Source organism: Enterobacter sp. RHBSTW-00901, from assembly GCF_014103115.1.
Classification (GTDB): domain Bacteria; phylum Pseudomonadota; class Gammaproteobacteria; order Enterobacterales; family Enterobacteriaceae; genus Enterobacter; species Enterobacter cloacae_P.
Genome location: NZ_JABXPB010000001.1, coordinates 2304248 through 2316780 on the forward strand (window position 1 = coordinate 2304248; position 12533 = coordinate 2316780).

The 12533-nt window shown below is 52.7% G+C and carries 13 protein-coding genes; 6 read left to right on the plus strand and 7 right to left on the minus strand.

Features of this window, described 5'->3' with window-relative positions; translation table 11 throughout:
* Positions 1 to 185 precede the first annotated feature (185 nt).
* From rpsI to zapE, 3 genes are all read right to left on the minus strand, one after another.
* The gene (gene rpsI / locus HV318_RS11060; RefSeq protein WP_000829818.1) at positions 186 to 578 is read right to left on the minus strand and encodes a 30S ribosomal protein S9; all 393 of its coding nucleotides are present in this window, start codon (positions 576 to 578) and stop codon (positions 186 to 188) included.
* 15 nt (positions 579 to 593) lie between these two features.
* Entirely contained in the window at positions 594 to 1022 is a 429-nt protein-coding gene (rplM, locus tag HV318_RS11065; RefSeq protein ID WP_131635278.1) for a 50S ribosomal protein L13, read from the minus strand.
* Between the two features lie 293 nt (positions 1023 to 1315).
* On the minus strand, positions 1316 to 2440 hold the full coding sequence (gene zapE, locus HV318_RS11070) for a cell division protein ZapE (RefSeq protein WP_182272812.1): 1125 nt from the start codon (positions 2438 to 2440) through the stop codon (positions 1316 to 1318).
* A gap of 189 nt (positions 2441 to 2629) precedes the next feature.
* On the opposite strand from zapE, the gene zapG reads away from it, so the two are divergent.
* From zapG to degS, 3 genes are all read left to right on the plus strand, one after another.
* Positions 2630 to 3028 (plus strand): Z-ring associated protein ZapG, encoded by a 399-nt coding sequence (gene zapG, locus HV318_RS11075; RefSeq protein WP_006178827.1) that lies wholly within the window; start codon positions 2630 to 2632, stop codon positions 3026 to 3028.
* Positions 3029 to 3199: 171 nt separating this feature from the next.
* Positions 3200 to 4567: a serine endoprotease DegQ gene (degQ, locus tag HV318_RS11080; RefSeq protein ID WP_182272813.1), complete on the plus strand. Its 1368-nt coding sequence runs from the start codon at positions 3200 to 3202 to the stop codon at positions 4565 to 4567.
* A gap of 91 nt (positions 4568 to 4658) precedes the next feature.
* On the plus strand, positions 4659 to 5726 hold the full coding sequence (gene degS / locus HV318_RS11085) for an outer membrane-stress sensor serine endopeptidase DegS (RefSeq protein WP_182272814.1): 1068 nt from the start codon (positions 4659 to 4661) through the stop codon (positions 5724 to 5726).
* An 85-nt stretch (positions 5727 to 5811) separates the two neighbouring features.
* On the opposite strand, the gene mdh is transcribed toward degS, so the two are convergent.
* A complete protein-coding gene (mdh, locus tag HV318_RS11090) occupies positions 5812 to 6750 on the minus strand; it encodes a malate dehydrogenase (protein WP_182272815.1) in 939 nt (312 codons plus the stop codon).
* A gap of 397 nt (positions 6751 to 7147) precedes the next feature.
* On the opposite strand from mdh, the gene argR reads away from it, so the two are divergent.
* The 3 genes from argR to yhcN (HV318_RS11105) all read left to right on the plus strand — a co-directional run bounded on the left by argR (position 7148) and on the right by yhcN (HV318_RS11105) (position 8633).
* On the plus strand, positions 7148 to 7618 hold the full coding sequence (argR, locus tag HV318_RS11095; protein WP_182272816.1) for a transcriptional regulator ArgR: 471 nt from the start codon (positions 7148 to 7150) through the stop codon (positions 7616 to 7618).
* A 376-nt stretch (positions 7619 to 7994) separates the two neighbouring features.
* Positions 7995 to 8258, plus strand: a complete 264-nt coding sequence (gene yhcN, locus HV318_RS11100; protein ID WP_182272817.1) for a peroxide/acid stress response protein YhcN — start codon at positions 7995 to 7997, stop codon at positions 8256 to 8258.
* Positions 8259 to 8366: 108 nt separating this feature from the next.
* Positions 8367 to 8633: a peroxide/acid stress response protein YhcN gene (gene yhcN / locus HV318_RS11105; protein ID WP_182272818.1), complete on the plus strand. Its 267-nt coding sequence runs from the start codon at positions 8367 to 8369 to the stop codon at positions 8631 to 8633.
* A 69-nt stretch (positions 8634 to 8702) separates the two neighbouring features.
* Here yhcN (HV318_RS11105) and HV318_RS11110 read toward each other — a convergent pair whose 3' ends face one another.
* The 3 genes from HV318_RS11110 to aaeB form a co-directional block, all read right to left on the minus strand.
* Positions 8703 to 8975 (minus strand): barstar family protein, encoded by a 273-nt coding sequence (locus tag HV318_RS11110; RefSeq protein WP_182272819.1) that lies wholly within the window; start codon positions 8973 to 8975, stop codon positions 8703 to 8705.
* Positions 8976 to 9020: 45 nt separating this feature from the next.
* Entirely contained in the window at positions 9021 to 10475 is a 1455-nt protein-coding gene (locus HV318_RS11115; protein ID WP_182272820.1) for an NAD-dependent succinate-semialdehyde dehydrogenase, read from the minus strand.
* A gap of 87 nt (positions 10476 to 10562) precedes the next feature.
* The gene (aaeB, locus tag HV318_RS11120) at positions 10563 to 12530 is read right to left on the minus strand and encodes a p-hydroxybenzoic acid efflux pump subunit AaeB (protein ID WP_182272821.1); all 1968 of its coding nucleotides are present in this window, start codon (positions 12528 to 12530) and stop codon (positions 10563 to 10565) included.
* Positions 12531 to 12533 lie beyond the last annotated feature (3 nt).

Below are 12533 nucleotides of genomic sequence, written 5' to 3' on the forward strand. Positions count from 1 at the left end.
GATATTTGGGCAGAAAATTGGATGATAGTTTACCAGATTTTATGACCTTTGTGGTGAGGGGATTCTGGAAATACGGAAAAAGAGGAGATATATGCATTGATTTTGTGGATAACCTAAGCATTATCCATAAAAAAACCCGCCGAAGCGGGTTTTTCGCCAATCGTTCTGCGTAAGCAGAAAGCAGATTAACGTTTGGAGAACTGTGGACGACGACGTGCTTTACGCAGACCCACTTTCTTACGTTCAACCTGACGAGCGTCACGAGTAACGAAGCCAGCTTTACGCAGTTCAGAACGCAGGGATTCGTCGTACTCCATCAGAGCGCGGGTGATACCGTGACGGATCGCACCTGCCTGACCGGAGATACCACCACCTTTAACGGTGATGTACAGATCCAGTTTTTCTACCATGTCAACCAGTTCCAGCGGCTGGCGAACTACCATGCGGGCAGTTTCGCGACCGAAGTATTGTTCCAGAGAACGCTGGTTGATTACGATTTTACCGTTGCCCGGTTTGATAAACACGCGAGCGGCGGAGCTTTTGCGGCGACCAGTGCCGTAGTATTGATTTTCAGCCATTGCCTATAATCCCGATTAGATGTCAAGAACTTGCGGTTGCTGTGCCGCGTGGTTGTGCTCGTTGCCTGCATAAACTTTCAGTTTACGGAACATAGCACGACCCAGTGGGCCCTTTGGCAGCATGCCTTTAACCGCGATTTCAATCACACGCTCAGGACGGCGAGCAATCATCTCTTCAAAGGTCGCTTCTTTGATACCACCGATGTGGCCGGTGTGGTGGTAATACATTTTGTCTTCGCGCTTGTTGCCGGTTACAGCAACTTTTTCTGCGTTCAGAACGATGATGTAATCACCGGTATCAACGTGCGGAGTATATTCCGCTTTATGCTTACCGCGCAGGCGACGAGCCAGTTCGGAAGCCAGACGGCCCAGAGTTTTACCGGTCGCGTCAACAACATACCAGTCGCGCTGTACGGTTTCTGGTTTAGCTGTAAAAGTTTTCATTAAAAGCTTACCCAAATAATAAGTTACACGTTGGTGAACACCCAAACGTTTAGTCAGTTGAGGTTCACACGACAAAGTCCGGCAAACCTACCCCTTCGAATAGCTAATGCCGACACATAGAAAGTTTCGGGAAAAAAACCTTCTCGTAACGTGGGGTCGCAAGATTATAGAGAAGTTGAGGTCAAAGATCGACCCCTAAATGTGATTCAAAACGGGTTTTTCGGGGGGTGGATGTTGTGCGCTCTGGTGCTCTCACCTCCGGCTCCTCTCCCACCGGGAGAGGGGAACATGGATTACGGCATATGCTCCAGCTTCAGGTATTCCTCGCTCTGCATCTCCTGCAGGCGCGACAGGCAGCGCTGGAATTCAAATTTCAACCGCTCGCCCTGATATACCTCATATAAAGGAACCTCTGCACTCACCACCAGCTTGACGTGACGTTCGTAAAACTCATCCACCAGTGCAATGAAGCGCCGCGCTTCATTCTCCATCAACGGCGTCATTACCGGGACATCCAGCAGCATCACGGTGTGGAACAGGCGCGAAAGCGCAATGTAATCGTGTTGGCTGCGGGCATCCACACAAAGCGTCGCAAAAGAGACCGCCAGGGTTTGGTTCTCTACCCCCTGCGTTTGCAGCGGACGATGGTTAATCTCCAGCGCAGGGGCGTTATCACGTGCCGCTCCCGCCAGTGCCAGCCACAGTTTATTCATCTGACTGGTGGTTTCATCGTTTAAAGGGGAAAGCCACAGATGCGCCTGCGTCAGCGTGCGCAGGCGGTAATCCACTCCGGCATCGACGTTCATGATATCGCAATGCTGCTTAATGGCATCAATGGCAGGCAGGAAACGCGCCCGCTGCAGGCCGTTGCGGTATAGCTCATCCGGCGGGATATTCGAGGTGGCAACCAGCGTAATCCCGCGCGCAAACAGCGCTTTCATCAGGCCACCTAACAACATGGCGTCGGTGATATCAGAAACAAAAAATTCGTCAAAGCAGAGCACATCCGTTTCAGCCTTGAAGCGATCGGCAATAATCTCCAGTGGGTCACTTTTGCCCTGCAGCGCCGTCAGCTCTTCGTGAACCCGCAGCATAAAACGGTGGAAGTGCAGACGTTGTTTACGCCCCCCCGGCAGGCTCTGGTAGAACATATCCATCAGCCAGGTTTTACCGCGCCCGACGCCTCCCCACATATATAAGCCGCGCACCGGGGCGTTAGCCTGCGGCTCTTTTTTCCCAAGAAACCGACCGAATGCCGCCTTCAGCCCGCCGTGTTGTACGATTTCAGCGGGTTTGGCCGTGAGCTCCTGATAGATCACATCCAGACGGTTGACCGCTTCACGCTGAACATCGTCCGGCTGATGTGAGCCCTCATTCAGGGCATGAAGGTAACGCGATGAGGGGGACAGACTTTGCATAATCTTGTTGTTATTCCTTCGGTTAAACCTCACCAGCAGGCATGGCTGATGAAAAAAAGGCCGTTCTACACTACGCGATGATACGTCAGGATTCCACTTCTGCAGAAATAGCGGTTATAGTGGCGTTATCAGGCACAGGCAGGAGCCGAGCCAACACCCTACGGAACCACAAGACAACGGGAGAAGTTCATGACCTGGGAATATGCGCTAATCGGTTTAGTCGTCGGCATCATTATCGGTGCTGTGGCCATGCGTTTCGGTAATCGCAAATTGCGTCAACAACAGTCACTGCAGTACGAACTGGAAAAGAACAAAGCTGAACTGGAAGAGTATCGCGAAGAGCTGGTCAGCCACTTTGCCCGTAGCGCCGAGCTGCTGGATAACATGGCAACCGACTATCGTCAGCTGTATCAACACATGGCGAAAAGCTCCAGCAGCCTGCTGCCAGAGATGACGGCGGAGACGAACCCGTTCCGCAACCGTCTGGCTGACTCTGAAGCCGGTAACGACCAGGCACCGGTTCAGATGCCACGCGATTATTCTGATGGCGCGTCCGGCCTGCTGCGCGGTGGCGCAAAACGCGATTAATCGCACAACCTGAATTTATTTTACGGGCGCAGCGATTGCGCCCGTCCTTTATCCCTGACCCCAGCTATTATTTAGTCAATTACCTCATTGTTCAGCGGTTTAAAATTCAATAACATCAGGATGTTTTTGGGGCCGTTCTTCTTTCATTCCAGGATACGAGAGTCAGCGTCGATGAACAAAAAAAACCAGCTGTTGAGCGCTTTAGCGTTAAGTGTCGGGTTATCTCTCTCGGCATCCTTCCCTGCTTCGGCCACGCTGCCTGCGCAGGTTCCGGGACAAACTGCCATTCCCAGCCTCGCGCCGATGCTGGAAAAAGTGCTACCTGCGGTAGTCAGCGTGCGAGTCGAAGGAACAGCGCGGCAAAACCAGCGCGTACCTGAAGAACTGAAGAAGTATTTCGGTGATGAGTCTCCCGACCAGTCAGCCCAGCCTTTTGAAGGTCTTGGCTCTGGGGTCATCATTGATGCGGCTAAAGGCTATATTCTGACCAATAACCACGTCATCAGCCAGGCGGATAAAATCAGCGTTCAGCTGAATGACGGGCGAGAATTTGACGCCAAACTGATCGGCGGCGATGACCAGAGCGACATTGCGCTATTGCAGATGCAAAACCCGGGTAACCTGACACAAATTACGATAGCGGACTCCGATAAGCTGCGTGTTGGTGATTTTGCCGTCGCCGTCGGTAACCCGTTCGGTTTAGGACAAACCGTCACTTCGGGTATCGTTTCCGCGCTGGGACGTAGCGGGCTGAATCTGGAAGGGCTGGAAAACTTTATTCAGACCGATGCCTCGATTAACCGCGGCAACTCCGGCGGAGCACTGCTTAACCTCAACGGTGAGTTGATTGGCATCAACACCGCCATCCTTGCGCCGGGCGGCGGCAGCATCGGGATTGGTTTCGCCATTCCCAGCAATATGGCCAAAACCCTGTCACAACAGCTGATTCAGTTTGGCGAAGTCAAACGCGGTTTGCTGGGCATTAAGGGGATGGAGATGAGCGCGGATATCGCTAAAGCGTTCAACATCAACGTTCAGCGCGGGGCATTTGTCAGTGAAGTGCTGCCAAATTCCGGCTCGGCAAAAGCAGGCGTGAAATCCGGGGATGTGATCGTCAGCCTCAATGATAAACCGCTGAACAGTTTCGCTGAGCTGCGTTCGCGCATTGCAACGACTGAACCCGGTGCCAAAGTGAAGTTAGGTCTGATTCGTGATGGCAAGCCGCTGGACGTTGAAGTGACGCTGGATAAGAGTACGTCCTCTTCCGCCAGTGCTGAGCTTATCGCCCCGGCGCTGCAAGGGGCAACGCTAAGCGACGGGCAGCTTAAAGACGGCACAAAAGGCATTACCGTTGATACCGTCGAGAAGAGCAGCCCAGCCGCACAGGCGGGGTTGCACCAGGATGATGTCATCATCGGTGTAAACCGCAACCGCGTGCAATCTATCGCGGAGATGCGCAAGGTGCTGGAGAGTAAGCCAGCGGTCATTGCCCTGCAGATTATGCGTGGCAATGAGTCTATCTATATTCTGTTGCGCTAATCATGTGTGATTCCGGGCATCTGGCCTCGTGTGATGTCCGGATAACTCATGTTATGCTGCAAATCGTTCCTTTTTTAACGACACGCGCATCATGCTTTTAAAGCTCTTTCGTTCCATTGCCATCGGTTTGATCGTTGCTAGCCTGCTGTTAGTGGCTATGCCGTCTTTACGTCAGTTCAACAAGCTGACGGCCCCCCAGTTTGACAGTACGGATGAAACACCGGCCACCTACAACCAGGCCGTTCGCCGTGCGGCACCTGCCGTGGTTAACGTCTATAACCGTGGCCTTAACAGCTCAAGCCATAATCAGCTGGAGATCCGCACGCTCGGTTCCGGTGTGATTATGGACGAGCGTGGTTACATCATTACCAACAAACACGTGATCAACGATGCCGACCAGATTATCGTCGCATTGCAGGATGGCCGCGTGTTTGAGGCTCTGCTCGTCGGCTCTGACAGCCTGACCGACCTGGCGGTACTGAAAATCAACGCCACGGGCGGTCTGCCGGTCATCCCGATTAACCGCAAACGTACGCCGCACATTGGCGACGTAGTGCTGGCGATTGGTAACCCGTACAACCTGGGTCAGACCATCACTCAGGGGATTATCAGCGCCACCGGTCGAATTGGCCTGAACCCCTCCGGGCGGCAGAACTTCCTGCAGACCGATGCGTCAATCAACCACGGTAACTCTGGCGGCGCGCTGGTCAACTCGCTGGGCGAGCTGATGGGCATCAACACCCTCTCGTTCGATAAGAGTAACGATGGCGAGACGCCGGAAGGTATCGGCTTTGCCATTCCGTTCCAGCTGGCCACCAAAATTATGGATAAGCTCATCCGCGATGGTCGGGTGATCCGCGGCTACATCGGTATTGGTGGGCGTGAGATTGCGCCAATGCACTCGCAAGGTGGCGGTATCGATCAGATCCAGGGCATTGTGGTCAATGAAGTCTCCCCTGGCGGTCCGGCGGCTAACGCAGGTATTCAGGTCAATGACGTCATTATATCGGTGAATGGCAGTCCGGCGGTATCGGCGCTGGAGACGATGGATCAGGTCGCAGAAATACGTCCTGGCTCTATCATTCCGGTCGAAGTCATGCGCAACGATAAGAAGCTGACGATTCAGGTAACGATTCAGGAATACCCGGCCACCAACTGACAGACATAAAAAAACGGAGCAACTGGCTCCGTTTTTTTTGCCGGGTAGCGCGAACGCTTACCCGGCCTGTAAGGGGAAGTCCGTTTTACTTGTTAACGAACTCTTCACCCAGAGTGATATCTTTCTTCAGCGTGTCCAGCATGCCTGTCATCGCGTTTTGTTCGAACGCGCTCAGCTTGCCAATTGACTGATGTTCTTCGATACCGTTTTTACCCAGCAACAGTGGCTGAGAGAAGAAGCGTGCGTGTGCGCCGTCACCTTCAACATAAGCACATTCAACAACACCTTTCTCACCCTGCAGGGCGCGAACCAGTGACAGGCCGAAACGTGCAGCCGCCTGGCCCATAGACAGAGTTGCAGAACCGCCACCCGCCTTCGCTTCCACCACTTCGGTGCCCGCGTTCTGGATACGTTTGGTCAGGTCAGCCACTTCCTGCTCGGTGAAGCTTACGCCAGGGATCTGCGACAGCAGAGGCAGAATAGTCACACCAGAGTGACCACCGATAACCGGTACTTCAACGTCGGTTGGCTGCTTGCCTTTCAGCTCAGCCACGAAGGTGTTGGAACGGATGATGTCCAGCGTGGTCACGCCAAACAGTTTGTTCTTGTCGTAAACACCGGCTTTCTTCAGCACTTCTGCCGCGATAGCAACGGTGGTGTTCACTGGGTTAGTAATGATACCGATACAGGCTTTCGGGCAGATTTCAGCGATCTGCTGTACCAGGTTTTTCACGATACCCGCATTGACGTTGAACAGGTCAGAGCGATCCATACCGGGCTTACGTGCCACACCCGCGGAGATCAGCACAACGTCAGCACCCTGCAGCGCAGGACGTGCATCTTCACCGGAAAAGCCTTTGATTTTCACAGCTGTCGGGATGTGGCTCAGGTCAACCGCCACACCTGGGGTTACCGGAGCAATATCGTACAGGGAGAGTTCTGAGCCTGAAGGCAGTTGGGTTTTCAGTAGTAGGGCAAGCGCCTGGCCGATACCACCAGCAGCGCCGAGGACTGCGACTTTCATCCTAAACTCCTTATTATGGTTAACTTAAGTATCTGTAACTCCGTTGCGGCGACCATAATTCAGCAGGTAAATAATTACAATTTTCGTAGCTAAAGAATTTGAGGTCACTCGACTTTCTCTATCGTCAGAATGCTATCTGACAACAGACGGCAACGATTTAAGAGGTGGTTACAATACACCCTGCCCCGCCACCAAAACAACATCAATTTGATAACATTTAATTTACTTTTAAGCTTATTTGCGTGGCGTGACCCAGGCATGTTTTCTGATAACGAAATCTGATAAAATCACTCCCTTTCATAACATTATTTCAGCCTGGGTTCAGGCAGATTGTTTGCATAAAAATTCATCCACATGCATAATAATGTTGTTTATACCGTTATATTCCGGGTGACTTATGCGAAGCTCGTCTAAGCAAGAAGAATTAATAAAGGCGTTTAAAGCGCTACTCAAAGAAGAGAAATTCAGTTCTCAGGGAGAAATTGTTCAGGCGTTGCAGGAACAAGGCTTCGATAATATCAATCAGTCGAAAGTCTCCCGTATGCTGACCAAATTTGGCGCGGTGCGTACGCGTAATGCCAAAATGGAAATGGTCTATTGTCTGCCTGCCGAACTTGGCGTGCCGACAACCTCCAGCCCACTGAAGAATCTGGTTCTGGATATCGACTATAACGATGCCGTTGTCGTGATCCACACCAGCCCGGGTGCCGCACAGCTGATTGCCCGCCTGCTGGACTCCTTAGGTAAAGCAGAAGGTATCCTCGGCACCATCGCCGGTGACGACACCATCTTTACCACTCCGGCAAATAATTTCTCCGTCAAAGATCTCTACGAAGCGATTCTGGTTCTGTTCGAACAGGAACTGTAATCCTCTCTCCCCGTAGCACGGCTGCGGGGATTGTTCTGCTCCCGCTGCGTTTCCCCCTGTTTTCTCCCCTCCCTGCTTTGCCAAATAGTGCTTTTTACCACCCACTAACATTCACGCAGTGAATATCACCTCAATAAATCGCACAAAAAATCAAAAGCCAGTATCCCTCTGATTTAGTTAGACATAGCAAGAAGATGTGACGAAAAAATGACCATCACTATGCATTTTGGTTATAAAAATCACGTTTATTAACTCTTAATAACCATTGAAACAATTAGCCTGGTATTAATTTTTATCGTTATTAGTGTATACTTGATTTTGTGATGAGGGTCACGAAACAAAGACCCCAGTAAAAAATTCGACGAGGTAAAGAATCATGAAAATCAAAACTACTGTAGCGATGCTGAGCGTCCTGTCTGTTCTGTCATTCGGTGCTTTTGCGGCTGACTCCATCAACGCCGATCAGGCGCAATCCCGTCAGGCAATTGGCACAGTGTCTGTTGGTGCGGTCAGTGCGTCTCCGATGGACATGCATGACATGCTGAACAAAAAAGCGGAAGAACAGGGTGCGTCATCCTATCGCATCATTGAAGCGCGTACAGGCGACCACTGGCACGCAACCGCTGAGCTGTACAAATAAGTTTTAGTCATACCCGAAAACATCATTCTCCACTCAACGGCACCTGGCATAAAAATAGCAGTTCAACCCTTCTCGCCGTTGAGTACACCCTGCTCAGGAGTAAAGACTATGAAAACCCAATTAATCATCGCAACCCTCGGCCTGGCATCTGTACTTTCTTTCGGCGCGAGCGCAGCCGTTCACCAGGTCAATGCCGACCAGGCACAGACTCTACAGTCGATGGGGAGTATCTCTGTCACATCCGTAACCGGCTCTCCGATGGATATCCGTCAGGAACTGGCAGCAAAAGCTGAAAAAGCGGGTGCCAGCAGCTATCGCGTCACCGAACTGAACCAGGGTGACCACTGGCATGCTACAGCGGAACTGTATAAATAAACCCTCGTCGTATCTCATCATACGACTTGCCCCTGACCAGAAGGTCAGGGGCTTTTTTTAACGCTTAAATCAGTGGCGCACGTTAAAGCGTAACTGTCCTTCCAGCTCTTCTTCTGCTTCATCAAACAATAAAACCAGCGCGCCAAAACGTCTGCGCAGCTTATCAGGCAGATGGATAAACTCTATCTCCAGCGGTAACGGCAACTGGCTGTCGATGACCACTTCCCACAGCGTATCCAGATTCGTGACGCTTTCCTGTTCAAGGTCAAACACCTGGATAAATTCACGATAGAAGTCTTCCTGACTGTCAATCTCGTCAAAATCAAACGTATAGATTTTCATTACCAGCCACCCAGTCCAGGCGAGCGGCAAATGCCGCCCTGTCTATTATAATCCCCCGATATGCAGGGTTTTGACTTCCAGATACTCTTCCAGCCCCAACACAGACCCCTCACGCCCCAGACCTGACTCTTTTACGCCACCAAAAGGTCCCAGCTCTGTGGATACGGCACATTCGTTGATGCCAATCATCCCGCTTTCGATGGCCTGTGAGACGCGGAACACCCGCGACAGGTTCTGGGTATAGAAGTAAGCCGCCAGGCCATATGGTGTGTTATTGGCGCGCTGGATCACTTCATCTTCTGAGGTGAAACGGAAGCAGGCCGCGACAGGGCCAAACGTTTCTTCCCCTGCCAGCTTCATGCCTTCATGGCAGTCTCCGAGCACGGTTGGCATCCAGAAATTACCGCCAAGTGGGTGTGCCTTGCCGCCTGCCAGTACAGTCGCACCGTTGGCAATCGCATCTTCAACGTGTTCCCGCACTTTGTTGACCGCCGAAGGTTCAATCAGCGGCCCGACGACGACCCCTTCTTCCAGACCATTTCCGACCTTCAGCGCGTTCACCGCATCAGCAAGCTGATTAACAAACTTGTCGTAAACGGTTTCCTGAATATAGAAGCGGTTAACGCTGACGCAGACCTGCCCGGCATTACGGAATTTGTTGGTAATCGCCCCTTTCACAGCTGCATCAATGTCCGCATCCTCAAAGACGATATAGGGAGCATTTCCTCCCAGCTCCATTGAGACTTTTTTCATTGTCTCTGCGGCGTTTCGCACCAGCGTTTTGCCCACAGAGGTCGACCCGGTAAACGTGATTTTACGCACGTCGTGGCTGGCCATGATCGCATCGCTGATTTCATGCGTGTTTCCCGCTACCGCGTTAAGCACGCCATCCGGCACACCCGCCTGTTTTGCCAGCGCGAGTAATGCAAAGGCGCTGAGCGGAGTGTTGTTTGCCGGTTTGATCACCCCCGTACACCCTGCTGCCAGCGCCGGGCCTAACTTGCGGGTAAGCATTGCCATCGGGAAGTTCCACGGCGTAATCGCCGCCACCACGCCGACAGGTTCACGGGTTGCCAGAATGCGGGAACCGGGTTTGACGGGTGGAATAATTTCACCATTCGCGCGTTTGGCCTGCTCGGCAAACCACTGGATAAAGCTGGCAGCATACTCGACTTCACCTTCTGCTTCTTTCAGGGGCTTACCCTGTTCGGTGGTCATTAACCGCCCGAGCCAGCTTTTATTCTCAATAATCAGTTCATACCAGCGATAGAGGATGGTTGAACGCTCTTTCGCGGTTCTGGCGCGCCATGAAGGGAAAGCTTTAGTTGCGGCGGCAATCGCCTCTTCGGTTTCGGTTTTACCGGCTTTCGCCACTTTTGCGATCACTTCACCGGTGGCCGGGTTGAGCACATCAAAGGTCGTGTCCAGCGTTTTCCAGATGCCGTTGACCAGATAGCCGGTCTGAAAAAGGATGTTGTCCTGAAGAGCCAGGGTAGTCATGTGTCCTCCCTTTCTGAATGTAAGAGCCTGCAGAACTAAGTATAGCTACAAAAAAACCGACGCTTTTGGCGTCGGTTTTTTCTTTAATCAGCTATCGGTCAGCGCATTTTCGTAACGGTGCAGCATAAACACCAGCCGCCCTACCGGCTCCGTCACCTGAGGTGGCGCTTCCCAGACCTTCAGTTTCTCCTGGTAGATATCCAGCTCTTCAAGCAGTTGCTTAAAGTAGCGACGGCGTTTGTCATCACTGGATGCGGAGAGCACGTGGTCGGCAGTGCGGCGCAGCTGACGGTGAAAGGCAGACAGATCGTCGTTGATCGGCACGGGGGCATTACGCAAGCGCTGATGTGCGATGATCATCGTTAACGCCAGGCGGAACTTGCCAATATCGTCCGGGAATTTATTCAACAATAAGAACAGTTGCTGATAAAGCGCGGGCAGGTGGTTCTCTTTTCGGCGCGCAGTGTTTGTCGTCAGAGACGATACGGCAGCCGACACGAACTGATTCAACAGCACACGGCCGGTTCGCGCCTGAGAGTTATCCCGCACCAGCAGGATCACCATCATTGCCAGAAAACACCCCACCAGCTGTCCTAATGCACTGTCAAGGAACTGGCTGAAATGGAACGTCATCGGGTTATCCAGCACAATGATGTTGATGGTGCTTGCCAGCGCCCCCAGCGAGCCAATACGGCGTTTCTGAACCTCGATGCCAATGAAGAACGCCAGCACCGCAAGGCTAATACAGAGCAACAACATGCTTTGCTGAGTCGACGGGATAATCACCAGGAAATAGAACGCACCTATCGGCAGCGCAGCGATTGTGCCGTACAGAAAGTCGATAGCAACCATACGCGGGTTGGGCAGACGCATTGCCAGCGACGTGACAACGGCAATCATCACCATAGCCCCACTACCGGACGTCCAGCCCGTCCACAGCCAGAACAACGTGCCGAGCATACAGGCAAGCGTGGTGCGCCAGAAATTGACCATTGCGTGGTGACGCTCGGCCGACTCTGCTTTGATCACCACTTCTCCCTGTAACACTTCCTCTTCAGCGGCACTGATTTTGGCATTGCCGATCACGCCACGTTTAAGCAACAGATAGCGCGTCGCCGCGCCGACCCAGGTGTAAATCGTCACCGGGGTGTCGCGCTCCCCGGTCCAGGCGATCACCCGTCGCATACGCTTGAGCTGTTTATGCACGTCCTGCACCGTCTCTACCGGCTCGGCAAACAGCTCACGGAAAGTATCGGTTATCGCTTCAGGGCGGGTGTTTTGAATCAGATACGTTTCACACGCCTGTGTAATCAGCGTTAAGGCGACGGTATTGATCGCTTTAAGGCGGCGGTTAGCACGCGCCCAGCGAGAGGACTCCATGTTCAGGTTACTGCGCATCCCATCCAGGGCCGTTGTGCGGCGCACCAGCCCACCCCAGGCTTTATCGACCTCAATTTTGTCACCATGCGCAATGCACAGCTGCATCAGTTGGTACTGGGAAACAATTAACGCATCCAGCTCGCGATCCACTTCCTGCTTGATGGAGCGCGGTGAGAAAAGCAGGTCAGCCACGATGGCGCAGACGATACCAATGACAATTTCGCTACAACGCTCCACGGCAAACTGTGGCGCGAGCAGCGGGTTGGCCTGGATGGTAATGATGATAATCAGTGCGGTATAGCCGGAGAGCCCCCAGGCATAGGAGTTTTCCACTTTTACCAGGGAGGAGATCCAGGTGCAGAAGCCCGCCCAGATACAGCACACCATCAGCATCAACAGCGGCGTGCGGATCATCAGAATAATAATGGCGAGTGCCGCAATACAACCGATAAACGTCCCGACGATACGCAACATCCCACGGTAGCGAATCGCGCCGGAGTAGGGTTCTCCCCCCGCCGCAAATGCAGGGCCTGCCGCGACAATCGCTGCCGTCAGCACCGCCCAGCGTGGCGTTTCCAGCTGGAAGTGAAAGCCGACAAACAGCGCCAGCACGATGGCACACGCCAGCTTCACGGCGAAGCGGATGTGCTGGCTGGCGATGGAAAAGATACCCATAAC

Bases quoted from the DNA above. Each gene is read 5' to 3' on its own strand.
- HV318_RS11110 (WP_182272819.1), bottom strand. From the start codon at position 8,975: ATGAAAATCTATACGTTTGATTTTGACGAGATTGACAGTCAGGAAGAC.
- zapE (WP_182272812.1), bottom strand. From the start codon at position 2,440: ATGCAAAGTCTGTCCCCCTCATCGCGTTACCTTCATGCCCTGAATGAG.
- degS (WP_182272814.1), top strand. From the start codon at position 4,659: ATGCTTTTAAAGCTCTTTCGTTCCATTGCCATCGGTTTGATCGTTGCT.
- aaeB (WP_182272821.1), bottom strand. From the start codon at position 12,530: ATGGGTATCTTTTCCATCGCCAGCCAGCACATCCGCTTCGCCGTGAAG.
- rpsI (WP_000829818.1), bottom strand. From the start codon at position 578: ATGGCTGAAAATCAATACTACGGCACTGGTCGCCGCAAAAGCTCCGCC.
- argR (WP_182272816.1), top strand. From the start codon at position 7,148: ATGCGAAGCTCGTCTAAGCAAGAAGAATTAATAAAGGCGTTTAAAGCG.
- rplM (WP_131635278.1), bottom strand. From the start codon at position 1,022: ATGAAAACTTTTACAGCTAAACCAGAAACCGTACAGCGCGACTGGTAT.
- yhcN (WP_182272818.1), top strand. From the start codon at position 8,367: ATGAAAACCCAATTAATCATCGCAACCCTCGGCCTGGCATCTGTACTT.
- mdh (WP_182272815.1), bottom strand. From the start codon at position 6,750: ATGAAAGTCGCAGTCCTCGGCGCTGCTGGTGGTATCGGCCAGGCGCTT.
- zapG (WP_006178827.1), top strand. From the start codon at position 2,630: ATGACCTGGGAATATGCGCTAATCGGTTTAGTCGTCGGCATCATTATC.
- HV318_RS11115 (WP_182272820.1), bottom strand. From the start codon at position 10,475: ATGACTACCCTGGCTCTTCAGGACAACATCCTTTTTCAGACCGGCTAT.
- yhcN (WP_182272817.1), top strand. From the start codon at position 7,995: ATGAAAATCAAAACTACTGTAGCGATGCTGAGCGTCCTGTCTGTTCTG.
- degQ (WP_182272813.1), top strand. From the start codon at position 3,200: ATGAACAAAAAAAACCAGCTGTTGAGCGCTTTAGCGTTAAGTGTCGGG.